Source organism: Streptomyces sp. NPDC056061, assembly GCF_042266885.1.
Taxonomy (GTDB): domain Bacteria; phylum Actinomycetota; class Actinomycetes; order Streptomycetales; family Streptomycetaceae; genus Streptomyces.
This window is the reverse complement of sequence record NZ_JBHJWQ010000018.1, coordinates 58,806-82,732: the sequence shown is the minus strand read 5'-3', so window position 1 is coordinate 82,732 and position 23,927 is coordinate 58,806. Positions and strand designations below refer to the sequence as shown.

Below are 23,927 nucleotides of genomic sequence, written 5' to 3'. Positions count from 1 at the left end.
GAGTTCAACACGTCGCCGGGACGCGGAAGCGAACCGGGAATGACAAGCGGACGTAGCTCAGTTGGTAGAGCGCAACCTTGCCAAGGTTGAGGTCGCCAGTTCGAACCTGGTCGTCCGCTCGCAGAAAAGTGGGGGATCTTCCCGAACCCCTGCTCGTGGTGGAGTGGCCGAGAGGCGAGGCAACGGCCTGCAAAGCCGTCTACACGGGTTCAAATCCCGTCTCCACCTCCAAGGACGATTAGCTCAGCGGGAGAGCGCTTCCCTGACACGGAAGAGGTCACTGGTTCAATCCCAGTATCGTCCACTGGTCCGCAAGGATCCCCGCGCGATTAGCTCAGCGGGAGAGCGCTTCCCTGACACGGAAGAGGTCACTGGTTCAATCCCAGTATCGCGCACGCAGTACACGCAGGTTCACCCCGCGCGATTAGCTCAGCGGGAGAGCGCTTCCCTGACACGGAAGAGGTCACTGGTTCAATCCCAGTATCGCGCACCATCCGAAGCCCCGGTCGTCCCGACGACCGGGGCTTCGTCGTCTCCGAGCATCGGTTCCGCGACACGCCGGAGTCCTGGCGAAGGACGCCGCGGGCCGGACGGACGGCGTCCGGCCCGCGGTCGGGAACCGGCCGATGCCGACTCGCTCAGGAGGAGAAGAGCATGCGGCCGAAGCTCTTGTGCCGGTAGTGGCCGCCGTGGTGCTGCGGTGCGCCCCAGGCGGGCGCCGGGGCGGCCGGGTACGCCTGTGGCGCGGGCGGGGCGGGCGGGGCCTGCTGCGTCCACTGCGCCTCGATACGAGTCAGGGTCTCCAGCTCGCCGTAGTCGAGGAAGATCCCCCGGCAGCCGCTGCACTGCTCGATCTGTAGGCCGTTGCGGTTGTACGTGTGCATGGGTGCGTGGCACTTGGGACACTGCATGGTTCGGCTCACTCCTCACCGTCGGGTCGCCGTCGTCGGAAGACATGGCCGCCGACGGTCGGTTCAGCCTACGACGTGTGTCCGGCGGCCAACTGCGGTGGGAGGGCGGCGATTCGGGCGCAGGCATCGATCATCGCGTGCTCCACCTCGTCCGGGTCCCGGTCCTCGGCCGCGGACTTGGCGAACGCCAGCGCAGCGGCCTGCACCGTCAGGGCCCGGGCCGGGACGTCGAGTTCGGTCCACGGGTCGCCCCCGGTGGGCACTGCGGGGCCGCCCGCCGCCCGGTAGGCGTCCAGGAAGCGGAGCCAGACCTCGGGTGGCAGGAGCCCTGCCGCATACCAGGCGGCCGGGCGGGCGAGGTCCCAGGCAGGGTCGCCGAGACCGGCGTCGTCCATGTCGATGAGCAGCCAGGGACCGGCGGGGGCGGGGTGGCGGACGAGTTGGCCGAGGTGCAGGTCGCCGTGGCAGAGGAAGCGTGAGCGGTGCGCGGGCGGGGCCGCCTCGCCGCGGGCCCAGCCGGGCAGCCGGCGCCAGGCCGCGAGCACGGGGGCGGTGGCCGGGTCGCCGGGCCGGGCGGCACGCATCCGGTCGACGGCGAGCGCGGCCTTGGCGGGGCCCCTCATGGGCGGGAGGTCGAAGAGGGGCGGGGTCCGGTGCAGGGCGGCCAGCAGAGCGGCGGCCCGGGCCCAGGGCGCGGCGTCGGGATCGGCCGGGTCGACCGGTTCCCCGTGCGGCCACAGGGTGACCGGGCGGCCGTCGATCACGCGGGGACGGGGGCTCAGTGGGGCGAGCAGGATGCCGGCCAGCCGGGGGTGGCCCGCGAGGGCCAGGCGGGAGCGCAGGTCCGTCGGGCGGGTGCCGGGGGCATGGGCCTTGGCGACGACCCGTCCGCTGCGGACCACGGTTCCGTCGACCCGGTCCGCGAGTGTCTCCGGCGGCGGGCAGGCGCAGGCCGTCGGCGTCGGCGGGTGGGCGGCCCGGTGGGCCAGCACCCCGAGCGCGCGCACGACGGTGATGGTCAAGGTCTCCCCCGATGACGGACGGACTGGGGTCCCGCACCCGGCGGGTGACGACCGAGCGTACCCGTGCCCGACCCCGGTCCGGGGCAGCGCGATGTCCGGTCAGCTCCCCAGCTGACCGGACAAACGCTGCCGTCCGCCGCACCCCCGTCCCCACGGGGCTGTTGGCCGGATGTCCCGGTCCGGACCGCTCTTCCGGACCCGGGGCGCCGCTCAGCGCCCCAGCATCACGCCCACGGACGACGCCTGTGTGACCACCGCGTCCCAGCCGCCGAAGACGACCACGAGCAGGGCCGCCAGGGGAAGGACCATCGCCGTCGCCACCAGCGGGTGGCGCCTGCCGGACGGCGAGCTGCGGACGAACGCGGCGTGGAGCCTGCTCTCCCGCGTGCGGATCATGCTCCGCGATGCCGTGTCCGCCATGTTCCCTCTCCTGACCGATGTTGGGGCGGCGAGCGTGTGACCTCGGGGGACGAGTGCGTCGCCCGCCGCTTGACCTCAAGATTAGGGACATGGGAGGGGTACGGCGTCATGCCCGCGTACCGAATGACGGGCCTCCCGTAGGAGGACCCGCTGCGAGCCGGTGTACTCCCCTGGGTGGAGATCGGGCACCCGGCTCCCCCGGGTCGTCCCGGAGGGGTACCCGCAGGGATCGGCCGCCGCCGCGGGGCGCCGCGGCCGTGACGTCACTCACTCGTCACGGCCCGACGGACGGCCGCGGCCCGTCGGTACGCCGCCCGTTCGTCGCGGCGCGGGCGCGCAACCGGTTTCCGGGGCCACCGCCGCGGCGCCCGGGGCGGCAGCGCACGGTGCATCAACGGCGTACTTGCGCAACTCATTTGACGTCCCGTCCTGTGCGGTGCCGGGGGCGGGCGCGGCCTCACCGGCCGTCATGGGCCGTGCCATGGACCGGCAAACGATCCCCGGGCGAGGGCGCGGCCTCTGAGCACCCCGGGCGCCGGGTACGTAAGCTGTGCCTCGTCAGGCGTACCAGGCAGCGGGGATGGGCAGAACATGGCGATGATGCGGCTCCGACGCGAGGACCCGCGTGTCGTCGGCTCGTTCAGGTTGCACCGACGACTCGGGGCGGGCGGCATGGGTGTCGTCTACCTCGGTTCGGACCGGCGGGGGCAGCGGGTGGCCCTGAAGGTGATCCGGCCCGACCTGGCGGAGGACCAGGAGTTCCGCTCGCGGTTCGCGCGCGAGGTCTCCGCCGCCCGGCGCATCCGCGGCGGTTGCACGGCTCGTCTGGTGGCCGCCGATCTGGAGGCGGACCGTCCGTGGTTCGCGACGCAGTACGTCCCGGGACCCTCGCTCCATGACAAGGTGGCCGAGGAGGGCCCGCTGTCGGCGGCCGAGGTCGCCTCGATCGGGGCGGCGCTCTCCGAGGGGCTGGTGGCTGTCCACGAGGCCGGGGTCGTCCACCGCGACCTCAAGCCGTCGAACATCCTGCTCTCCCCCAAGGGCCCGCGGATCATCGACTTCGGGATCGCCTGGGCGACCGGCGCGTCCACGCTCACCCATGTCGGCACGGCGGTCGGCTCCCCCGGCTTCCTCGCCCCCGAGCAGGTGCGCGGCGTGGCGGTGACACCGGCGACGGACGTGTTCTCGCTGGGTGCCACGCTGGCCTACGCGGCGACGGCCGACTCGCCCTTCGGACACGGCAGTTCCGAAGTGATGCTGTACCGCGTGGTGCACGAGGAGCCGCAGCTGTACGACGTGCACGACGCGCTGGCGCCGTTGGTGAGCGCGTGTCTTGCGAAGGACCCGGAGGAACGCCCGAGCACGCTCCAGCTCTCCATGCGGCTCAAGGAGATCGCGGCGAGGGAGGCGCAGGGACTGCACGAGAGCCGCCCGCCGGTGCAGCGTTCGGCGCGGGAGCTGGACCGGCCGACCGGGCGGCTCGACGACCCGCACACGGAGCAGCAGACGCGGCGCACGGCTCCCCCGGCGCCTCGTCGGCAGCAGCGGCAGCCGCAGCCGCAGAGCGGTCGGCAGACTGCCCCGTCGCGCTCCGGACCGTCCCGGACCGGCGGTTCGCGCCCTCGGCAGCCGGCGCGCGACACGACACGGTCCGGCAGGCGTTCACCCCGTCCCCACGGGACGAACGGCGCGCACGGGACGAACGGGAGGCCCGCCGCCGGCGGGAGGCCCGGCACACGGCCCGGGGCCCGCAGGACCTCGACGGGGCTGCGTCCGGCCAATCCGCGGCTGCTGCGGCAGCGTCTCGTCGTCTTCGTCGTGGTGACGCTGCTGGTGGCGCTGGGCATCGCGGTGGCACAGGGGTGTCAGGGTCCGGCCCGGGGGCTGGGCACGAACCACACCCAGGTCGAGCCCCAGCGGCACGGGCCGGACGGGAACGAGGCGGGGCCGGACGGGGTAGAGGTCCCGCAGTCGCGGTAGTCGGTCAGGGCTGCGGGCGGCCCGATGCCACGGCGTAGAACGCGACAGCGGCGGCCGCCCCCACGTTCAGCGAGTCGATGCCGTGCGCCATCGGGATCCGCACCCAGCGGTCGGCGGCGACGAGCGCCCGGGTGGACAGTCCGTCGCCCTCGGCACCGAGCATCAAGGCCACCTTGTCCATCCGGTGCGGCGCCGCGCGGTCGATGCTGTCCGCCTTCTCGTCCGGGGTGAGCGCAAGGAGTTCGAAACCGGCTTCCCGTACGGTCTCCAGGGCCTTGGGCCAGGTGTCGAGACGGGCGTAGGGCACGGAGAAGACCGCCCCCATCGACACCTTGACGGAGCGCCGGTAGAGCGGGTCGGCGCAGTCCGGGGAGAGCAGCACGGCGTCCATGCCGAGGGCGGCGGCGCTGCGGAAGATCGCCCCGATGTTGGTGTGGTCGTTGACGGCCTCCATGACGACCACCCGGCGCGTCGACGCCAGGAGTTCCCCGGCGGTCGGCAGCGGCTTGCGCTGCATCGAGGCGAGGGCGCCGCGGTGCACGTGGTAGCCGGTGACGCGTTCGGCGAGCTCGGGGCTCACGGCGTACACCGGGGCCGGCACCTCGTCGATGACATCACGCATGAGGTCGACCCACTTCGCCGACAGCAGCATCGAGCGCATGTCGTACCCGGCGTGCCGGGCGCGTCTGATCACCTTCTCGCCCTCGGCGATGAAGAGCCCCTCGGCGGGCTCCCGCCTGCGCCGGAGTTCGACGTCGGTGAGTCCGATGTAGTCGCGCAGACGGGGGTCGTCGGGGTCGTCGACGGTGATGAGATCAGCCACGGGTTCGATACTGCCTTGTCCGGTGTGTGGTGCCAACGCTCGGAGAGAGAACTGTTACCGCTGGTTACTCGATGGGGCGGTGCTCGCCCCGGCTACTCGGCGGCAGCCGGCGCGACGTCCGTGCCCACCGTGACGACCTCGCCGATGACGATGACGGCAGGGGGCCGCACCTCCTCGGCGACCACGCGCTCGGCGACGGTCGCGAGCGTCGCGTCGACCCGGCGCTGGGCGGCGGTGGTGCCTTCCTGGACCAGGGCGACCGGCGTCTCGGGGGCCTTGCCGTGCGCGATGAGGGCCTTGGCGATGGCGCCGATCTTGTCGACGGCCATCAGCAGCACGAGGGTGCCGCGCAGCGCGGCGAGAGCCTGCCAGTCGACCAGCGAGCGCGCGTCGTCGGGGGCGACATGGCCGCTGACGACGGTGAATTCGTGGGCGACGCCGCGGTGGGTGACGGGGATTCCGGCGGCGCCGGGCACGGAGATCGAACTGGAGATTCCGGGGACGACGGTGCAGGCGATGCCTTCGGCGGCGAGCGCCTGGGCCTCCTCCATGCCGCGGCCGAAGACGAACGGGTCGCCGCCCTTGAGCCGCACGACGGCCTTGCCGGCCCTGGCGTGCTCGATGAGCGCCCGGTTGATGGCTTCCTGCGCCATGTACCGGCCGTACGGGATCTTCGCCGCGTCGATCACCTCGACGTGCGGCGGGAGTTCGTCGAGCAGATCGCGCGGCCCGAGGCGGTCGGCGATCACGACATCGGCCTCGGCGAGGAGACGGCGGCCGCGCACCGTGATCAGGTCGGGGTCGCCGGGGCCGCCGCCGACCAGGGCCACGCCGGGGGTCCGGGCGCGGTGGTGGGGGGCGGCGAGGGTGCCGTCGCGCAGGGCCTCGACGATGACGTCGCGGACGGCGGCCGAGTGGCGGGGGTCGCGGTCGTGCGCGTCGGCGGTGAGAACGGCGACGGTGACGCCCTTGCCCCGCCCGGTGGCCGGGGTCCACGCGGTGGCGGCGTCGGCGTCGTCGCTGCGGACGCACCAGATCCGGTGGCGCTCGGCCTCGGCCGATGCCGCATCGTTGGCCGCGGTGTCGTCGGACGCGACGAGGACGTACCAGGCGCCGGCCAGGTCCCCGTCGGTGTAGCGGCGGCGCTCCCAGCGGATCTCGCCCGCGTCGGCCATCGCCTCGACGGACGGGGTCGCGGCCGGTGAGACGAGGACGATGTCGGCGCCCGCCGCGATGAGTGCGGGAAGTCGGCGCTGGGCGACCTGACCGCCGCCGACCACGACGACGCGACGGCCGCCGAGGCGCAGTCCGACGGGGTACGCGGGGTGTTCGGCGCGGTCTGCGTGCTCGGCCATGGCGGTGCGGGCTCCTCGTACAGAGTCGGAGTGCGGCGGCCGCTGCGGCGGTGGAGCGGCTGTGACGTGCGGATGCGTGGGGTGGGTCCACGATACGTGGTGGCTGCGTGGGCAGGCGGGACCGAAGCGGCGGGACGGGGCGTTCACGGCCCGGGGCGGGTCCGGTGCGCGAACCGGTGGTGGGGGCAGGCGGGACCGAAGCGGCGGGACGGCGGGGGCGCGAACCGGTGGCGGGGGTGTACGGCCGCGCTTCGGTACGCCGCCCCGGGTGCTGCCGGTGGGCTCGCCCCTGCCGCTCGGGAGCGGCAGGGGCGGCCGCCTACTTCTCCGTGACGCCCGCCGTGTCGAACGTCGCCACCTCGTGCATCGCCCGCGCGGCGCTCTGCACGATCGGGAGCGCCAGCAGCGCTCCGGTGCCCTCGCCGAGGCGCAGGTCGAGGTCGACGAGCGGGCGCAGTCCCAGCTTGTTGAGCGCGGCGACATGGCCGGGCTCGGCACTGCGGTGGCCCGCGATGCAGGCGGCGAGTGCCTCGGGGGCGATCGCCCTCGCGACCAGGGCCGCGGCGCCCGCGCTCACCCCGTCGAGGATGACGGGCGTACGGAGCGACGCCCCGCCGAGCAGGAAGCCGGCCATCGCCGCGTGTTCGAGGCCGCCGACCGAGGCCAGGACACCGATCGGGTCGGCCGGGTCGGGCTGGTGAAACTCCAGGGCCCGCCGGACCACATCGACCTTGCGGGCGTGCATCTCGTCGTTGATGCCCGTGCCCCGTCCGGTGACCTCGGCCGGGTCCATGCCCGTGTACACGCAGATCAGCGCGGCGGACGCGGTGGTATTGGCGATGCCCATCTCACCGATCAGCAGGCCCTTGTTGCCCGCCGCGACGAGATCGCGGGCGGTCTCGATACCGACCTCGACGGCGGCGAGGACCTCCTCGCGGGTGAGGGCGGGGCCGGTCGTGAAGTCGGCGGTCCCGGCACGCACCTTGCGCGGGAGCAGGCCGGGCGTCGCGGGAAGCTCCATGGCCACACCGACGTCGACCACGCAGACCTCGGCACCGACCTGTGCCGCGAACGCGTTGCAGACCGCTCCCCCGCCGAGGAAGTTGGCGACCATCTGGCCCGTGACCTCCTGGGGCCAGGCGGTGACGCCCTGGGCGTGCACCCCGTGGTCGCCCGCGAAGATCGCGACGGCCGCGGGCTCCGGGATCGGCGGCGGACACATCCGGGAGAGTCCCGACAGCTGCGCGGAGATGATCTCCAGCATGCCGAGCGCACCGGCGGGCTTGGTCATCCGCTTCTGGCGCTCCCACGCCTCGCCGAGCGCCTTGGCGTCCAGCGGGCGGATGTTGGCGATGGTCTCCTGGAGCAGGTCGTGCGGCTCCTCGCCGGGCAGGGCACGACGCCCGTACGTCTCCTCGTGGACCACCCAGGACAGCGGGCGGCGCTTCGACCAGCCCGCCTGCATCAGCTCGGGCTCCTCGGGGAACTCGTCGACGTAACCGACGCACAGGTACGCCACGACTTCGAGGTGCTCGGGCAGGCCGAGGGCGCGGACCATCTCGCGCTCGTCGAAGAAACTCACCCAGCCGACACCGAGACCTTCGGCGCGGGCGGCGAGCCACAGGTTCTCGACGGCGAGCGCGGAGGAGTACGGCGCCATCTGCGGCTGGGTGTGACGGCCGAGTGTGTGCCGGCCGCCGCGGGTGGGATCGGCGGTGACGACGATGTTGACCGGAGTGTCGAGGATGGCCTCGATCTTCAGTTCCTTGAACTGCTTGGCCCGGCCCTTGGGCAGCGACTTGGCGTAGGCGTCGCGTTGACGCTGGGCCAGTTCGTGCATGGAGCGACGGGTCTCCGCCGAGCGGATGACGACGAAGTCCCAGGGCTGCGAGTGGCCGACGCTGGGCGCCGTGTGCGCTGCTTCGAGGACCCGGAGCAGGACCTCGTGCGGGATCGGGTCGGAGCGGAAACCGTTGCGGATGTCACGGCGCTCGCGCATGACGCGCAGCACGGCCTCGCGCTCGGCGTCGTCGTATCCCGGGGCCGGCGGGGTGGCGGGAACGGCGGCCTCGTCCGGCTCGGGCGTCCCCTCGCCTTCCGTCCCCTCGACGGCGGGCTGCGGCGCGGCCTCGGGTGCGGGCCGGCTCTCGGGCTGCGGCTGCGGCTGCGGATCGGTCGGACCCGCGTCCGGCTGCGCGGTCTGTCCGGGCGCCGTGTTGTCCGGTGTCCCGTCGATCTCCGGGGCGGCTCCGGTGCCCGCGGCGGCGACGGGCGTCGGCGCCTCGGTCTCCGGGGCGGCAACGGCCGCGGGGGCCTGCTCGGGGATCTCGGCGGGCGCGGGGGCGTGTTCGACGGTTTCGGTGGGCGCGGGTGCCTCGGTGCCCTCGGCGGGCGCGTCCTGCGCGGCCGCCGGAACCGGCCGACCGGTTCCGGAGTGCACTGCGGTCGTCCCGCCGGGTTCGGCGGCCGGTGCGGCCTCCGCGGCCTCGGTCCGGTCGGCCGGCACCGGCCCCACGGCGATCGCCGCGCTTTCGGGCTCCGCCACCGGCTCGGCCGACGCGGGCTGCTCCTCGACGGGCGACGGGGCCAGGTGCGGCGTCGTGGGCACCGAACCCTCCACGGGCACGAACCCGTCCACGGGAGCGGCCTCCGCAACCGCCTCGGGCTCCGTGCCTTGTGCCTCGGGGGCCGCCACCCCGGGCTGAACCTCCTCGGGAGCCGCGGGCGCCGCGGGAGCCACGGCCGCCACGGCGGCGGGCTCGACGGGCACGGGTGCCTCATCCACGGCATCGACCTCGGCCGCCGCGTCTGCCTCGGCCGCATCTGCCTCCGCCGCCGGTGTCTCGGCCGCCGGTGTCTCGGCGTCCGGTACCTCAGCCACTGCCGCCACCGCTGCCTGCGTTGCGACGGCTTCCGGCGGGACGGCGCCTGCGGACTCGTCGACCGGTGCCCCGGTCGCGTCTGCGGCCGGGGCGGGCACCGGAGCGCTCGGGGTCTGCGGCACCGCGGCCGGTTCAGGGGCGGCCTGCGCGGTCGTCGGCTCGACGACGGCGGAAGCCTGCTCGGAGACCGGCTCCGGAGCTGCCGGTGCCTCGGCCCCGGGCACTGCTGCCGTCTCCGCCACTGCCGCTGTCTCTGCCACAGCCGCCGGCTGCGCTTCCGCCTCTTCCTGCACTTCCTGCGCGACGTCCGGCTCCGGAGCGACAGCCTCGGGGGCCGCTGCTTCGGGCACCGCCGTCACCGGGGGAACGGGCTCCGGCACGACCGGCTCCGGAGCAACCGTTTCCGCCCCGGCGGCCGGGGCGGCGGCCGACTGCGGTGCCTGGGCACCCCACGGGCTCCCGCCCTGCGGCAGGATCTGGCCGAGCTGCGGGCCCGGCAGCACCGACGCGTCGTCACCACCGGGGCCCTCGAAGTACTCGGGGCCGCCGGTGGGCGGTCCGGCCTGCGGTGCCGGGGCGGGGGCCGGGATCCGGGGCGCGCCCGCGGGCCCGCGGTCGGCCAGGGAACGGACCACACCGCCGGTCGGCGTCCCGCCGTAGGACGGCCCGCCGTCGGCAACGGCCGGACCGCGGTGCAGCGGCCGGCGCGCCGCTGCCTGGGGCTGGGGCTGGGGCTGGGCCGCCGGAGCCGGTGCGGGTGCCGCCGGATGCGCGGCCGCCGGTTCGGCGGGACCGGAGTCCTGTCCGGCGTACGCGTCGGCGACCGGCACCTGGACGGGGTGCTGCGCGTGGACGGGCTCCTCCTGGACCTGCACCGGTCCTCGGGACTGCACGGACGGGGCGTCGGCGGGCCGGGGGTACGCCGCGCCGGACTGCGGGGTGCCCTGCGCGGGCACCGTGGCGTATCCGGGGGCGCCCTCGGGGTACTGGCCGGGGGCCGGCACCGTCTGCGGATCGCTCCAGGCGCCCTGGGGGCTCGGCATCAGCAGGAGATCGTCGTCCTCGGGCACATGCTCGGAGGGGGCCAGGAAGGTGTGGCCGTCCGGGGCGGCGACGCCCGGCTGCTCCACCGTGCCCGCGCTCTCCGGCAGTCCCTCACCCGGGATCTGGCCGGTGTCACTCATGCGTACCCCTCGCCCATCGTCAGTGCTTCTTCGGCCCTACGCCCGGGACGCCCGACCACGGCACGCCGGCGCTCGCAGACAAGAACGAGCGGGCACACCACGCGGCACGAGACGGACGCGGACATACTGCATTCTCGCGGCCGTTCGCCGCCGCGGCAGCCCATTTCGCCACGACCCGCTGTGGACTGCGCCACGTTGCGCGTCCCGGGACCTGCCGTACCACAACGGGGACCAAAACGGTCCCCTTTTCCGGACATTGACGAACGAAGCGACGAACGCCCAGCCGCGGTGCAACGATCGGCCAGCCTACCTCGCGCCACGCCGGGACCGGGTCAGGGGGCGCGGTCCGAACGGAGCGCCGACAGCAGGAACACGACCGTGCGATCGCGCTCCGACCAGGCAGTCGTGTCGAGTTCGACGGACTGGAGGAGCGAGCACCGGACGGCGTACCCGTTCTCGGCGAGGGCCGCGCCGAGCGCCTCGGCCTCGTCCCGCGTCGACGCGTGGGTCACGATGCGCTCGGGCCGTCGCTCGGTGACGGCGGTGACGACGGGGACCCCGCCGCCCCCGATCCGTACGACATCGGGTTCCGGCAGCCGCTCCAGCACCTGCGGCGCCCGGCCCTCGACGACCTGGACCTGGACGCCGAAGGCGCGGGCGGCGGCGGCCGTGCGGGCGCAGGCGGCCGGGTCCCCGTCGACCGCGAGGACGGCCGCGCCGAAGCGGGCGGCCTCCACCGCCAGGGCCCCGCCGCCGCAACCGATGTCCCAGACGAGGTCGCCGGTGCGGGGGCCCAGCCGGGCCAGTTGGGCGGCACGCAGCCCCGGCGACTCGCCCTCGCCGTTCTGGTCACGGGTGTCGCGGCCGTTCCCGGCGCGCTCGGCACCGCCGGTCACCGCCGCGGTGTCGGCGGGGTACGCCTCGGCGGGCAGCGCCCAGCCGCGTACTCCCCGGGGGCCGGCGGGGTCCCGGCCGGCGATCCAGGAGCCGGCGGCCTGCGACTCGGTGCCGCCACCGATGACGATCACCACATTGGGGTCGCGCCAGACGTGGTCGGCGGCATGGTCCGAGGTCACGACGCTCACCTGTTCGCGCGCGGTGCCGAGTTCCTCGCAGACGACGAAGGTGCGGTGGATCCCGTCGAGGAGCAGGGCGAGTTCGGCGGGGCCCGCACCGGGCGAGGTCAGGACGGCGACCTTGTGGTGGGCGCGGCAGACGTTGACGGCGCGGCGCAGGGTGCGGGGGTGGGCGACGACGACCTGGGCGTCCTCCCAGGGCATGCCGGCACGGGCGAAGGCGGTGGCGACGGACGACACGGCCGGCACCACCTCGACCTCAAGGCCGTGCTCGGGTGAACGGAGGTTGCGCACGACGCCGAAGAAGCCGGGATCCCCGTCGGCGAGGACGACGGCGCTGCCGCGGTGTCCGGCGATCCGGCGGGCGGCCAGGTCGATGGAGCCCAAGCGGATCCGCTCGGCGTGCGGGGGAACCGCGGGCAGTGCGAGGTGGTGGGCGGCTCCGGCGACGAGTGTGGCGGCCGAGAGGGCAGCCGTGGCCGCTCCGGTCAGTGGCGAGCCGTCCCAGCCGATCACCGTGACCCGATCGGCCATCTGTCGTCAGTCTCCTGGAGTTGTCGCAGGTGGGGATGTGCGTGAGGGAGGGGCAGGGTGAGCGTACCCGTTGAGGCTCGTGCGGCGCCCGCGGCGCCCGCGGCACCCGGGGCGGTCAGTTCCAGTCGTGGTGGGCGCCGTAGCCGCCCGCGTCGGCGAGTTGCTCGGCGACGCCTTCGAGGTCCTCGGGGAGCAGGCCCCAGACGATCAGGTCGGTCCTGATGTCGGTCCAGCCCCCGTCCTCGGTGCGGGTGCGGACTATGCGGGCGTTGCGCAGGACGCCCTCGCTGATGCAGCCGAGTTTCTGGGCGACCTGCTGGGCGGAGGTGTTGTCGGCGGGGGTGCGCAGTTCCATGCGTTCGAAGCCCCGGTCACGGAACAGCCACTGCGCCAGCGCCAGCGCGGCCTCGGTGGCGTATCCCTCGCCGCGCGCCCAGGGAGCGGTGATGTAGGAGACCTCGGTGGCGAGGGTGCGCCAGTCGGTGCCGCGCAGGCGGACCGAGCCGACGAGCCGCTGGGTGAGGAACTCGGTGACGGCGAGCACGATGCCGTCACCGCCGGTGCGCTGCGCGGGGGCGATCCGGCGGACCCAGCGTTCGGCATCGACCTGGGTGTAGGGGTGGGGGGCGTCGATCCACGCGGTGACGAGTTCGTCGTTCATCATCTCGATGTACGCGGGGACGTCCACCATGTCGAACGGGCGCAGCACCAACCGGTCCGTGCTGATGGAGATGTCCGGGAAGGTGGAAGTCATGCGCAGCTCCATGCCGAAGACCGTGTAAAGGCACAGCATGCAGCATCCGGGCGAGGGCGCGCATGGCCGGGTCCGCACGACGGAGCCCCGCGCCCCCGTGCTCGGGGTGCGCGGGGCTCGTCGGACAAGAGCCGTGCGGGGGTCAGGACTTGGCTGCCGTGCCGAAGGCCGGGACGACCGAGCCCCGGTAGGTGTCCTCGATGTACTTCTTGACCTCGTCGGAGTGCAGCAGCTTCACCAACTTCTCGACGCGGGCGTCCTTCTCGTTGCCCTTCTTCACGACGACGATGTTGGCGTAGGGGTTGCCGTCGGCCTTCTCCGTGGCCAGGGCGTCCTTGGTGGGCTTGAGGCCGGCCTCGATGGCGTAGTTGCCGTTGATGACGGCCGCGTCGACGTCGTTCAGGGCGCGGGGCACCGTGGCGGCCTCCAGCTCCTTGAACTCCAGGCCCTTCTTGTCGGTGATGTCGCTCAGACTGGCATCGGTGCCGACGCCTGCCTTGAGGGTGATCAGACCGTTCTGGGCGAGCAGTTGGAGGGCGCGGCCCTCGTTGGTGGTGTCGTTGGGCACGGCGATGGTCTGGCCGGCCTTGATGTCCTTGATGTCGTCGATCTTCTTGGAGTAGACACCGAGGGGCTCCAGGTGGACGGTGCCGACGGAGACCAGGTGGGTGTTCTTCTTCTTGTTGAAGTCGTCGAGGTACGGCTGGTGCTGGAAGAAGTTGGCGTCGACCTGGCCGGTCTCGGTGGCGGTGTTCGGCAGGACGTAGTCGGTGAACTCCTTGACCTCCAGCTTGAGGCCCTCCTTCTCCGCCAGGTTCTTCTTGACGAAGTCGAGGATGTCGGCGTGCGGCGTCGGGGACGCGGCGACGACGAGCGCCTTGGAGGTGTCGGCCTCGGCACCCGTGCCGCTCTTGGACGCGGGGTCGGAGTCCGTGCCGCAGGCGCCGAGGCCCAGGGCCAGGGCGGCGGTGACGGCGGCGGTTGCGGCGATCTTGGTGTTCTTGCGCACGAAAAGTGCCTCTTTCGGTGAGGGTGGTGCGCCCGGACAAGGAGTTCGGGCTCTGGAGGAGAAAGTCTCAGGTGGTGGTGCGGCCGCGGCGGGCCAGCAGCCGTACGGCTCCGTCGCCGATCAGCTGGATCACGGTCACGATGACGACGAGCAGCGCGACGGTGATGAGCATGAACTGGTTGTCGAAGCGCTGGTATCCGTAGGTGACGGCCTTGGAGCCGAGCCCCTCGCCACCGACCGCGCCGGCCATCGCGGAGTAGCCGATGAGCACGATCACGGTGGTGGTGACGGCGGAGACGAGCGAGGGCAGCGCCTGCGGCAGCAGGACCTTGCGGACGATGACCGGAATGGATCCGCCCATCGACTGGACGGCCTCGACGAGTCCGTGGTCGACCTCCCGGACGGCGGTCTCGACGAGGCGCGCGAAGAACGGGATGGCGCCGATGGACAGCGGCACGATCATCGCGGTGGGGCCGATGAAGGTGCCGACGACCCAGGTGGTGAAGGGGATCAGCGCGATCAGCAGGATGATGAAGGGCAGTGAGCGCCCGATGTTCACGATCGCGCCGATCACCTTGTTCACCGCGATGTTCCGCAGCAGCCCGCCCTTGTCGGTGAGGACCAGCAGGATGCCCAGCGGCAGCCCGACCAGGACGGTGACGACGGTGGACCAGAGCACCATGTAGAGGGTGTCGACGGTCCCCTGGACGAGCAGGGGCTGCATGTCCGACCAGGTCACTTCGCCACCTCCTTGGTGAGCGGGGCGGGGGTCTGTGCGGGGACGTCCGCGGCGTCGGCGGTCACGACCTCGGTCTGGAGGCCCTGCTCGCGCAGGAAGCCGATCGGGACGACGTTGTCCTCGAAGCGTCCGGGCAGTTCGATGCGCATCCGGCCGATCTGCCTGCCGCCGACGGTGTCCATCGCGGCGCCCAGGATCGAGATGTCGATGTTGTACGTGCGGGAGAGCTGCGAGATCACCGGTTGGGTGGCGGAGTCGCCGTGGAAGGTGACGTCGACGACGGTACGGTCGGGGCCGGAGGCGGCGCCCCCGACGGGGAACAGTTCGTGGGCGAGTTCGGAGCCGGGGGTGGCGAGCAGCTCGCCGACGGTGCCGGACTCGACGACGCGCCCCTTGCGCATCAGCGCGGCGGAGTCGCAGACGGTCTTGACGACGTCCATCTCGTGCGTGATGAGCAGGACGGTGAGACCGAGCTGCTGGTTGAGGTCGCGCAGCAGTTGGAGGATCGAGCGGGTGGTCTCCGGGTCGAGCGCGGAGGTGGCCTCGTCGGAGAGCAGCACCTTGGGATCGCCGGCCAGTGCGCGGGCGATGCCGACGCGCTGCTTCTGGCCGCCGGAGAGCTGTCCGGGGTAGACCTTGGCCTTGTCGGCGAGACCGACCAGGTCGAGGAGTTCGAGGGCCTTGCGGGAGCGGTCCTTGGCGTCGACGCCGAGGATTTCCAGCGGCAGTTCGATGTTGGCCCGGACGGTGCGGGAGGACAGCAGGTTGAAGTGCTGGAAGACCATGCCGATGCGGCTGCGTGCCCGGCGCAGTTCCTTGCCGGCCCGTCGGCCGCGGCCGGCGAGCGCGGTGAGGTCCTGGCCGGCCACGGTCACGGTGCCGGACGTGGGACGTTCCAGGAGGTTGACGCATCGGATGAGGGACGATTTCCCGGCGCCGCTCTGGCCGATGACGCCGTACACCTCGCCCTCCCGGACGTGCAGGTCGACGCCGTCCAGGGCGGTGACCTCGCGGTCGCGCGACTGGTAGACCTTCGTGAGGCCCGTAGTGGTGATCACAGGGTTTCCGTCACTGTCGAGTGCGCGGCGAGGTGTCCGCCGGGCACGGGGCATTCGTCTGATGAGACTGTTCGGACGTTCCGATCGGACGTTCCGAGCGTGACTCGGCATGGCTGGGGGACGGCACGGCGGCCGGACAGCGGTGCTCGGACGGGCTCGATCCGCTGGGTGCGGACGGCGGCGGGCTCGGTCTCGCTTCGGGGCGCGAGGATCGGGCGGGGGCCCTCAGAAGGCGCGCATTCGACACATACAACGAGCACCGGGCGTCGTGATCGCCTCGGTCGCAAGGGTGCGGCTGCTCGTCGTGGTCATGGGCCCCAGTAAAACAGACAGTCCGTTCCGCGCCATCCGTCTGTCCGGATGCCGGACAGACGTGGACAAGCGTGTACACCGGTCCGACGAGGCATCGCACATCCCGCCCTTGGGGCCGTGACCTGCACAAACGCACCGAAACCACTGGTCACGACCGTGCCGGTGCCCCACTCCGGGGAATTGTCCGTTGTGGCCAAGACCACGGCCGCCGCGGTGGTCACCGGTCCGGTACGGACGTCCGGCACGAACGTCCGGCACGGACGTCCGGCGGGGGCGCGAACGGGGCGCACATCGTCGCGTAATACCCTCGCCTCATGCTTGACGCCCTGACGGTCGCGGTCGCCGTGACCGCGCTCGCCCTCGCCGCCTGGTGCGGACTCGCCGCGTACCGGGACCAGCCGACCAAGGACTGGCACTTCATCGGAATGGCCGTGGTCCTGCTGCTGGCGCTGGCCCAGCTGGTGGTGGGCGTCGTTCAACTGGCCCGCGGCGAGCGGCCGGAACAGAGCATGGCGATCTTCATCGCGTATCTGATCGGGGCCTTCCTCGCCGTGCCCGCGGCCGGGATCCTGTCGCTCTCCGAGCGGACCCGGTGGGGCTCGGTGACGGTGGCGGCGGGCGCGGTCGTGCTGGCCGTCCTCGAAGTGCGGCTCTACGACATCTGGGGAAACTGACCGTGACCGACACCGACCGCTCCCCCGCGACGGGCACCGCCGAGAAGCAGCCCTTCGACCTCGGCACCGGCCCCGGCCGGGTGCTGGTCTGGTTCTACGGGGTGTTCACCGTCGCCGCCGCGTCCCGGTCGATCGTGCAGATGATCCTGGACTTCGACAAGGCGCCGCTGGCCTACGTGCTGTCGGCCGTCGCCGCCGTCGTGTACGGCTTCATCACCTACTCGCTGGTGCGCGGCGGCGAGCGGGCGCGGCGGTCGGCCCTGGTGTGCTGCGCCGCGGAACTGCTGGGTGTGCTGATCGTGGGGACCTGGACGTGGGTGGCGCCGTCGGCGTTCGCGGACTCCACCGTCTGGTCCGACTACGGCATGGGCTACCTGTTCATCCCGGTGATCCTGCCCGTCACCGGAATGATGTGGCTGCGCCGGTCCAGGAGTTCGTGACCCCTTCGCGCCCGGCCGGGCACGAAGGGGCAGCGATCGGGCCCGGCGTGTCACCGCATCAGGCGCTGGTCACGTACGCGGGTGCTGCCGCGTCCTTCTCCAGCAGGATCATCAGGACACCGTCCCCGCCCTTCTCGTTGCCCACCGCGGTGTACCCCGCGCGCTGGTACAGCCGCAGATTGCCCTCGCTGCGGTGTCCGGTGTGGAGCCGGAAGCGGGTGGCCGAGCGCTCGTCGGCGAGTCCCGACTCCGCCGCTCGCAGCAGCCGGGCGCCGAGGCCGTGCCCCTGGAGCCGGGGGTGGACGCAGAGCCGGGCGATCTGCCCGGTGCCGTCCCGGTCGGTGGAACCGCGGACCGAGCCGACGACCTCGTCGCCCAGCCGTGCCACGAACACCAACTGGGTGGCGATCTCGGCGCGCACCGAGTCGAGCGTCTGGACGAGCGGGTCGATCCGGTAGTTCCCGTAGAGCTCCGCCTCGCTCTGGAAACAGAGGTACTGAAGCTTCAAGATCTCTTCGGCGTCCTGCGCCGTCGCCGCCGAGATGATCACACTCATGCCCATGTGCGCATGCCTCCGCCCACCTGATCCACCGGTTGTCTCACGCTCCTTTCCCGGGGAACAGGAGCGACAACCTCCGCCGCGAGCATTCTGCGCAGACATCCAAGGCATCGGGAACGGACTGGGCCCAAACTCCCCTGTGACATACCCAACTTCCCTGCGATTTCCCGGTAGGTCGGGTCACCCGGGGCGAGCATCGCCGACAGCAGCCGGGCGCACCGGCCGGGCAGCCGCTCCACCGCGGCACGCAGCACCCGGCGTTCGTCGGCGCCGACGGCGATCCGCTCGGGGCAGTCGGACGGGTCGGCGAGGGTCTCGTCGCGGTAGGGGCGTTCGCGCCGTGCGGTGCGTCGGGCCCGGCGGGCCTCCGCCCGTACGGTGTCCCGCACCCAGCGGCCCCCGCGGGCCGGTGGCGCGTCGCGCGCCAGGCGTTCCAGCAGCCGCAGCCAGACGGCCTGTTCGAGATCGGCGGGGTCGATCGCCGCGCCGGTCGCCGAGGCGGCCGCCTCGGCCATGGCCTCGGCGCTCACCAGCGGGCGGAGGGCGTGGACGACGGCCGCGGGGTCACCGGGCGGCCCGGCGGGTGCGAGGTCAAGAAGCGTCATGCACGGGCCGACGCCGTCGCGCCGACGGCCGGTTGCCGTATCCGGCGCGCACCACCCGCCCGGGGCATTTCCCGGACGGGTGGTGACGCCGCTACCGCGTCCTCGCCGGGGTCACCGTGCGGTGAAGTCCGCGGCGGCGAGAAGCGCGGTGTCCGGGTTGTCGGAGAAGATCCCGTCGATGCCCGTCGCGAAGTACGCCTGGAAGGCGCCGAACGCGTCGCCGTAGGCGGCGGGGTCCGTGCCGCGCCGGAAGTCGGCGGGCAGGAAGGTGTTCTCGTTGCGCATGGTGTACGGGTGCAGGACCAGACCGCGGGCGTGCGCGTCGCGGACCAGGGTGGTCGGCTCGGTGAGCCGTCCCGAGGAGTCCTTGGGGATGATCAGGTCCAGGGTGGGGCCGATCCCCTGGGCGTAGGACGCGATCCACTTCAGTCCCTCGGGCTTCACCAGGTCGGCGACGATGCGCGGGTCGCCCGACACGACGAAGTCCCACGGGCGCTCGCCCGCTCCGGAGAGGAGGACGACGCCGGGGGTGTCGACCAGCCGGGAGAGCCGCTGGATGCTGCTGGGCTCGAAGGACTGGAGGATGAGCGGCGACTGGCTGCGGTGGCGGTTGTAGCGGCGCAGCAGCTTGACGAGCGGCTCCTCCAGCCCGAGGCCCAGGCCGCGGAAGTAGGTGGGGTGCTTCGTCTCGACGTACAGCCAGACCGGCTTCCCGCGTCGGCGTCCCTCGCGGTCGGCCCAGCGCAGGACCTCCTCGAAGGTGGGGATCTCCCAGCGGCCGTCGTAGAGCGTGTTCTTCTGCCGGGTGCCGGGGATGCGCTCGGTGGCCCTGAGCGTCTTCAGTTCGGCGAGGGTGAAGTCCTCGGTGAACCAGCCGGTGAGGGAGACGCCGTCGACCTCCTTGGTGGTCCTGCGGCTCGCGAACTCGGGGTGTGCGGCGACATCGGTGGTGGCGGTGATGTCGTTCTCGTGCCGGCAGACCAGGTGGCCGTCCCTGGTCGGCACCAGGTCCTGCTCGATGACGTGCGCGCCCATGTCGAGCGCGAGCTGGTAGGAGCCGAGGGTGTGCTCCGGCCGGTAACCGCTGGTGCCGCGATGGCCGATGACGGTGGGCACCGGCAGGTCGAGGCGGAAGCGGTGTCCGCCCGACTGCGCGGGGGCGCTGCCGGTGGCCGGGGCGGCACCGGCCGGGGCGGCGGCCGTCCCGAGGGCGGCCGCGCCCAGCACGGCGGCACCCGCACCCAGCATGGTTCGGCGGCCGGGACCTGACTGCGCGCGCTCTGTCATGAATGCTCCTCGCGTGTGATGTCTCGCACCTGTCGGACGCGGCCCGAGCGTAGGCAGTCGTACCGTCGAGGGAACGGCAGCTGGACGAACTTGGCGGAAACACGTGTCAACACCCGCCATCCGTTGGATGAACCCGATGTGCGATCGGCGGGAACCCGCGAGTATCGTCCTCACCTGCATGGACCGCCACGATCCGCGTCCCGGCCGCCCGGCCACTACACCGGAGGAACCGTTGTCCCGACTCGCACTCATCAAGGCAGTGCTCGGACCGTTTTTGCGCCTGATGTTCCGCCCCCAGGTGGAGGGAGTGGAGAACATCCCCGGGGACGGTCCGGTGATCCTCGCGGGCAACCACCTGACGTTCATCGACTCGATGATCATGCCGCTCTGCTGCGACCGGCCGGTGTTCTACATCGGCAAGGACGAGTACGTGACGGGCAAGGGACTCAAGGGCCGGGCGATGGCCTGGTTCTTCACCGGCTGCGGCATGATCCCGGTGGACCGGGACGGCGGCCGGGGCGGTGTCGCGGCACTGATGACGGGTCGTCGCGTGCTGGAGCAGGGCAAGGCGTTCGCGATCTACCCGGAGGGCACCCGCTCCCCCGACGGCCGCCTCTACCGGGGCCGTACCGGCATCGCGCGGCTGACGCTGATGACGGGCGCGCCCGTGGTGCCGTTCGCGATGATCGGCACGGATAAGCTCCAGCCCACCGGGTCCGGTCTGCCCCGTCCCGGCAAGGTGACGGTCCGTTTCGGTGCCCCCATGGAGTTCTCCCGCTACGAGGGCATGGACCGCGACCGCTACGTGCTGCGGGCGGTGACCGACTCCGTGATGGCCGAGGTGATGCGGCTCTCCGGCCAGGAGTACGTGGACATGTACGCAACGAAGGCGAAGGCCGCCTGAACCGACGCGCGGCGAGCGGCAGCACGGAAGGGCCCGTACCCACCGGTTCGTGGGTACGGGCCCTTCCGTGCTGCTGGAGCACCGCGGGGACGGGGCGGGGCGGTCGGCTACGGGTGCTCGATGCCCTCCTCCAGCTTCTGGCCGCGCAGCAGGAACCAGGCCGCGACGGCCGTCGCCAGCAGCACCGCCGCGCCGCCTGCCGCCGCGAGCCGCAGCCCGTCGACGAAGGACTCCTGCGCCGCGGAGACGAGTGCCTCCGCCTGTCCGGCCGGCAGGCCATGGGCCGCTTCGACGGCGCCGCCCAGTGAGTCGTGGGCCGCGGCGGCGCTGCCGGACGGGATGCCCCTCGGCGTGGGGAAGGTCTGGTAGACGCCGGTGACGACGGAGCCGAGCAGGGCGATGCCCAGGGCCGCGCCGAGTTCGTACGCCGTCTCGGAGACCGCGCCCGCCGCGCCCGCCTGTTCCTTCGGGACGCTGGAGAGGATCACGTCGGCGGTGACGGTGAAGGCGAAGCCCGCGCCGAGGCCGACGACCAGTAGCGTCGCGCCGAGCAGCGGGTAGCCGGTCTCCTTGTGGATCACGGTGACCGCGGCGAGCGCCAGCCCGATCGCCGCGAGCCCGCCCGCCACCACCGACCGCACGGAGTAGCGGCGGGCCGCCCGGCCCGCGATCAGTCCCGCGACGACCGCGCCGACGGCCGCGGGCAGTTCGGCGAGTCCCGCCTCCAGCGGGCGGCGGTCCTGCACCAGTTGCAGGAACTGGGAGAGGAAGAAGACGAGCCCGGACAGGCCGAGGATGGTCAGCAGGTCGGCCAGGACCGCGCCGGAGAAGCCGCGGTGGTGGAAGAGCCGCATGTCCAGCAGGGGCGCGGGGAGCGTGAGCTGCCTGCGCACGAACCAGCCGAGCGCTGCCAGTCCGCCCAGGCCCGCGACGGCGGGGCCCCAGCCCACTCCGTGCGCGGCCATCTCCTTGACCGCGTAGACGACACCGATCATGCCGATGAACGAGAGCGCCACGCTGGGGAGGTCCCACGGCCCCGGCGCCGGGTTCTTCGACTCCGGGATCATCTTGAAGCCGACGACCACGAGAACGGCCATGACGGGCAGGTTGATGAGGAAGACCGAGCCCCACCAGAAGTGTTCCAGGAGGAATCCGCCCACGACGGGGCCGACGGCCGCGCCCGCGGAGGCCATGGCTCCCCAGATGCCGATGGCGAGACTGCGCTCGCGCGGATCGTGGAAGAGGTTGCGGATCAGGGCGAGTGTGGACGGCATCAGGGTGGCGCCCGCCACGCCGAGCAGCGCCCTCGCCACGATCATCATCTCGGGGCTGCTCGCGTACGCGTTGAGCACGGAGACCGCGCCGAACGCGATCGCGCCGCACAGCAGCAGCTTCTTGCGCCCGATGCGGTCGCCGAGGCTGCCCATGGAGACCAGGAGACCGGCGATGACGAAGGAGTAGACGTCGCCGATCCAGAGCAGCTGGGTGCCGGACGGCTTGAGGTCCTCGGTGAGGAACGGGGTGGCGAGGCCGAGGACGGTGGCGTCCACGGCCACCAGCAGTACCGCGAGGACAAGGACGGCCAGGGCGACCCACCGCCCGGGACGGCGCAACTCCTGCGGGGCCTCGGCATGCCGGTCGAGTGTGCTCATCGTTCCACGCTCCGGCGTGCTCCGCCGAGCAGCAACTCGGCGATCATGTACGAGAAGTCCTGGCCGGCGACCCGGCCCGCCTGGACGGCCCAGGCGCCGCTGGAGACGAGCCCGTAGAGGGCCTCGGTCAGCCAGGCGGGGGTGAGGTCGATCCGGAACTCCCCGCGCTCCTGGCCCCGGCGGAAGAAGGCGGAGACCCGGGCGTCGAGCCGGTCCCAGCCCTCGTTCACCACGTCACCCTCGAAGAGCTGGTTCTCGGTGACGAGGAAGGAGAGCAGCCCGGCGCTCGGCTCGACGGCCGCGATCAGCCGGCGCAGGGCCTCCTCGGACGTGCCCCGGTCGAGCGCGGCGGCGTCCAGAGCCGCTTCGACTTCCTGGATGCCCAGGTTCTCCAGGGCCTTGACCAGGGCGTCTCGTCCCGCGAAGTGCCGGTGCAGGGTGGCGCGCCCGATGCCCGCGGCTCTGGCCACCTCGTCCATGGTGGCGGTCGATCTACGGGTCAGCAGAGCGGCGGCGCTGCGCAGCACCTGTTCACGGTCCACAGTCATGAGACGACGATAACCCATGTGAGACATGAATGTCTCATGAACTATCGACGCGCCCACGGGAGCGCGAGGCCGATGTCCTATTCCGTCCCCGGTTCGGCCCGCGTCCGGGACCGCTCCCGGGCGACCCCGCGCCGCTCGTCGCGCGGGTGGGGCGGGCCCCGGGCCGGGGCGGGAAGCCGCGCCCCGCGGGCCCGGCCGCCCGATGCGGCCGCCGTCCCCCGCCCACCCCGCACCGCGCGCCGCCCCGGGCCCCGGCCCGAGCACCGTCGACGGCCGCCGGTGGTCAGTCGTCAGTCGTCAGTCGTCGAGGACGGTCAGGTCGAGGCCGGGCAGTCCGCTCGGGTCGCCGACCACGGACATCTCGACGATCCTCCCCCGCACGACGGTGAAGGTCATGACGGAGAACCCGCCGTCCCCGGTCGTGGCGATCACGGCCGGGGCGCCGTCCACCAGTGCGTGCCGCGACGACCGGGCGAAGGGGGCGAACATGGTCGCCCGGCGGGCGACCGCGGCCGCGCCCCGCACCGGGGCGTCCGCGTCGGGCCGCAGGACCACGTCCGGGTCGAGCACCGCGAGCAGTGCCGCGAAGTCGCCGCCCCGGGCGGCGGCCAGGAACGCGTCGACGACCTCGCGCCTGCGCGCGTGGCCGGGGTCCGGCACCGGGGGAACTCCCCGTACCCGGCGCCGGGCCCGGCTGGCGAGCTGCCGGGCAGCGGCCGGGGTGCGGTCCACGATGCGGGCGATCTCGTCGAAGGGCACGGCGAACATGTCGTGCAGGACGAAGGCGAGCCGCTCGGCGGGGTCCAGCGTTTCGAGCACCACCAGCATCGCCAGACCGACCGAGTCGGCGGTGAGCGCCTGCTGCTCGGGGTCGGCATCCGGCCCGGCCCCGAGCACCGGTGCGCCCGTCCCGGGCGCTCGGGCGTCCAGCGGTTCCTCGCGCCGGGAACGCCGGGCGCGCAGCATGTCCAGGCACACCCGGCCCACCACCGTCGTCAGCCAGCCGCCCAGGTTGTCGATCGCCCTGCTGTCGGAGCGGCTGAGCCGGATCCATGCCTCCTGGACCGCGTCCTCCGCCTCGCTCGTCGAGCCGAGCATCCGATGGGCCACCGCCCTCAGCCGGTCCCGGTTCTCCTCGAACCGTTCCGCCAGGGTCTCGTGTGCGTCCACAGTCGTCTTCCTCCCCAGTGTTCCGTCAC

The 23,927-nt window shown here is 72.8% G+C and carries 21 protein-coding genes and 5 tRNA genes; 9 read left to right on the top strand and 17 right to left on the bottom strand.

Features of this window, described 5'->3' with window-relative positions:
* Positions 1 to 46: 46 nt before the first annotated feature.
* The 5 genes from ACFC79_RS24230 (at position 47) to ACFC79_RS24210 (ending at position 493) form a co-directional block, all read left to right on the top strand.
* A tRNA-Gly gene (locus ACFC79_RS24230) sits at positions 47 to 119 on the top strand.
* A gap of 38 nt (positions 120 to 157) precedes the next feature.
* Positions 158 to 231: transfer RNA gene (locus ACFC79_RS24225), tRNA-Cys, on the top strand.
* A gap of 1 nt (position 232) precedes the next feature.
* A tRNA-Val gene (locus ACFC79_RS24220) sits at positions 233 to 304 on the top strand.
* A gap of 19 nt (positions 305 to 323) precedes the next feature.
* Positions 324 to 395 (top strand) — tRNA-Val (locus ACFC79_RS24215).
* 23 nt (positions 396 to 418) lie between these two features.
* A tRNA-Val gene (locus ACFC79_RS24210) sits at positions 419 to 493 on the top strand.
* A 145-nt stretch (positions 494 to 638) separates the two neighbouring features.
* Here ACFC79_RS24210 and ACFC79_RS24205 read toward each other — a convergent pair.
* The 3 genes from ACFC79_RS24205 to ACFC79_RS24195 form a co-directional block, all read right to left on the bottom strand.
* Positions 639 to 911, bottom strand: a complete 273-nt coding sequence (locus ACFC79_RS24205) for a zf-TFIIB domain-containing protein (protein WP_376243459.1) — start codon at positions 909 to 911, stop codon at positions 639 to 641.
* Positions 912 to 979: 68 nt separating this feature from the next.
* Complete coding sequence (locus ACFC79_RS24200; protein WP_376243457.1) at positions 980 to 1,933, bottom strand: phosphotransferase family protein; 954 nt, start codon at positions 1,931 to 1,933, stop codon at positions 980 to 982.
* Positions 1,934 to 2,143: 210 nt separating this feature from the next.
* Positions 2,144 to 2,353, bottom strand: a complete 210-nt coding sequence (locus ACFC79_RS24195; protein ID WP_376243454.1) for a hypothetical protein — start codon at positions 2,351 to 2,353, stop codon at positions 2,144 to 2,146.
* 591 nt (positions 2,354 to 2,944) lie between these two features.
* Between ACFC79_RS24195 and ACFC79_RS24190 the strand changes: the two genes are divergently transcribed.
* Complete coding sequence (locus tag ACFC79_RS24190) at positions 2,945 to 4,333, top strand: protein kinase (RefSeq protein WP_376243451.1); 1,389 nt, start codon at positions 2,945 to 2,947, stop codon at positions 4,331 to 4,333.
* A 4-nt stretch (positions 4,334 to 4,337) separates the two neighbouring features.
* On the opposite strand, the gene ACFC79_RS24185 is transcribed toward ACFC79_RS24190, so the two are convergent.
* The 8 genes from ACFC79_RS24185 to ACFC79_RS24150 all read right to left on the bottom strand — a co-directional run bounded on the left by ACFC79_RS24185 (position 4,338) and on the right by ACFC79_RS24150 (position 15,747).
* Positions 4,338 to 5,156 (bottom strand): TrmH family RNA methyltransferase, encoded by an 819-nt coding sequence (locus tag ACFC79_RS24185; protein ID WP_376243448.1) that lies wholly within the window; start codon positions 5,154 to 5,156, stop codon positions 4,338 to 4,340.
* 92 nt (positions 5,157 to 5,248) lie between these two features.
* Positions 5,249 to 6,511, bottom strand: a complete 1,263-nt coding sequence (cobA, locus tag ACFC79_RS24180; protein ID WP_376243446.1) for a uroporphyrinogen-III C-methyltransferase — start codon at positions 6,509 to 6,511, stop codon at positions 5,249 to 5,251.
* Between the two features lie 319 nt (positions 6,512 to 6,830).
* Positions 6,831 to 10,577: a nicotinate-nucleotide--dimethylbenzimidazole phosphoribosyltransferase gene (gene cobT, locus ACFC79_RS24175; RefSeq protein ID WP_376243443.1), complete on the bottom strand. Its 3,747-nt coding sequence runs from the start codon at positions 10,575 to 10,577 to the stop codon at positions 6,831 to 6,833.
* Between the two features lie 332 nt (positions 10,578 to 10,909).
* On the bottom strand, positions 10,910 to 12,187 hold the full coding sequence (gene cbiE, locus ACFC79_RS24170; protein ID WP_376243440.1) for a precorrin-6y C5,15-methyltransferase (decarboxylating) subunit CbiE: 1,278 nt from the start codon (positions 12,185 to 12,187) through the stop codon (positions 10,910 to 10,912).
* Between the two features lie 115 nt (positions 12,188 to 12,302).
* On the bottom strand, positions 12,303 to 12,980 hold the full coding sequence (locus ACFC79_RS24165) for a GNAT family N-acetyltransferase (RefSeq protein WP_376243437.1): 678 nt from the start codon (positions 12,978 to 12,980) through the stop codon (positions 12,303 to 12,305).
* 103 nt (positions 12,981 to 13,083) lie between these two features.
* On the bottom strand, positions 13,084 to 13,950 hold the full coding sequence (locus ACFC79_RS24160; RefSeq protein WP_376243434.1) for a MetQ/NlpA family ABC transporter substrate-binding protein: 867 nt from the start codon (positions 13,948 to 13,950) through the stop codon (positions 13,084 to 13,086).
* Positions 13,951 to 14,017: 67 nt separating this feature from the next.
* Positions 14,018 to 14,689: a methionine ABC transporter permease gene (locus ACFC79_RS24155; protein ID WP_376243431.1), complete on the bottom strand. Its 672-nt coding sequence runs from the start codon at positions 14,687 to 14,689 to the stop codon at positions 14,018 to 14,020.
* Positions 14,686 to 15,747, bottom strand: coding sequence for a methionine ABC transporter ATP-binding protein (locus ACFC79_RS24150; RefSeq protein ID WP_376243428.1), 1,062 nt, complete (start codon positions 15,745 to 15,747; stop codon positions 14,686 to 14,688). The genes ACFC79_RS24155 and ACFC79_RS24150 overlap by 4 nt, the downstream gene beginning before the upstream one ends.
* Before the next feature lie 626 nt (positions 15,748 to 16,373).
* Between ACFC79_RS24150 and ACFC79_RS24145 the strand changes: the two genes are divergently transcribed.
* Together ACFC79_RS24145 and ACFC79_RS24140 are read left to right on the top strand one after the other, a co-directional pair.
* Positions 16,374 to 16,733: a hypothetical protein gene (locus ACFC79_RS24145; protein ID WP_376243425.1), complete on the top strand. Its 360-nt coding sequence runs from the start codon at positions 16,374 to 16,376 to the stop codon at positions 16,731 to 16,733.
* Between the two features lie 2 nt (positions 16,734 to 16,735).
* Complete coding sequence (locus ACFC79_RS24140; protein WP_376243422.1) at positions 16,736 to 17,173, top strand: hypothetical protein; 438 nt, start codon at positions 16,736 to 16,738, stop codon at positions 17,171 to 17,173.
* 58 nt (positions 17,174 to 17,231) lie between these two features.
* Here the strand turns inward: ACFC79_RS24140 and ACFC79_RS24135 are convergent, their stop codons facing one another.
* From ACFC79_RS24135 to ACFC79_RS24125, 3 genes are all read right to left on the bottom strand, one after another.
* Complete coding sequence (locus ACFC79_RS24135; protein WP_376243419.1) at positions 17,232 to 17,735, bottom strand: GNAT family N-acetyltransferase; 504 nt, start codon at positions 17,733 to 17,735, stop codon at positions 17,232 to 17,234.
* Positions 17,726 to 18,337 (bottom strand): sigma-70 family RNA polymerase sigma factor, encoded by a 612-nt coding sequence (locus ACFC79_RS24130; RefSeq protein WP_376243416.1) that lies wholly within the window; start codon positions 18,335 to 18,337, stop codon positions 17,726 to 17,728. The genes ACFC79_RS24135 and ACFC79_RS24130 overlap by 10 nt, the downstream gene beginning before the upstream one ends.
* A 111-nt stretch (positions 18,338 to 18,448) precedes the next feature.
* Positions 18,449 to 19,624 carry a glycerophosphodiester phosphodiesterase gene (locus ACFC79_RS24125; protein WP_376243413.1) on the bottom strand — a complete coding sequence of 392 codons (1,176 nt, stop codon included), beginning with the start codon at positions 19,622 to 19,624 and terminating at the stop codon, positions 18,449 to 18,451.
* Positions 19,625 to 19,856: 232 nt separating this feature from the next.
* On the opposite strand from ACFC79_RS24125, the gene ACFC79_RS24120 reads away from it, so the two are divergent.
* Positions 19,857 to 20,528, top strand: a complete 672-nt coding sequence (locus tag ACFC79_RS24120; RefSeq protein ID WP_376243410.1) for a lysophospholipid acyltransferase family protein — start codon at positions 19,857 to 19,859, stop codon at positions 20,526 to 20,528.
* A 107-nt stretch (positions 20,529 to 20,635) separates the two neighbouring features.
* Here the strand turns inward: ACFC79_RS24120 and ACFC79_RS24115 are convergent, their stop codons facing one another.
* The 3 genes from ACFC79_RS24115 to ACFC79_RS24105 all read right to left on the bottom strand — a co-directional run bounded on the left by ACFC79_RS24115 (position 20,636) and on the right by ACFC79_RS24105 (position 23,898).
* Complete coding sequence (locus tag ACFC79_RS24115) at positions 20,636 to 22,180, bottom strand: MFS transporter (RefSeq protein WP_376243407.1); 1,545 nt, start codon at positions 22,178 to 22,180, stop codon at positions 20,636 to 20,638.
* On the bottom strand, positions 22,177 to 22,728 hold the full coding sequence (locus ACFC79_RS24110) for a TetR/AcrR family transcriptional regulator (protein ID WP_376243404.1): 552 nt from the start codon (positions 22,726 to 22,728) through the stop codon (positions 22,177 to 22,179). The genes ACFC79_RS24115 and ACFC79_RS24110 overlap by 4 nt, the downstream gene beginning before the upstream one ends.
* A 297-nt stretch (positions 22,729 to 23,025) precedes the next feature.
* A complete protein-coding gene (locus tag ACFC79_RS24105) occupies positions 23,026 to 23,898 on the bottom strand; it encodes a sigma-70 family RNA polymerase sigma factor (RefSeq protein ID WP_376243401.1) in 873 nt (290 codons plus the stop codon).
* Between the last annotated feature and the right edge of the window lie 29 nt (positions 23,899 to 23,927).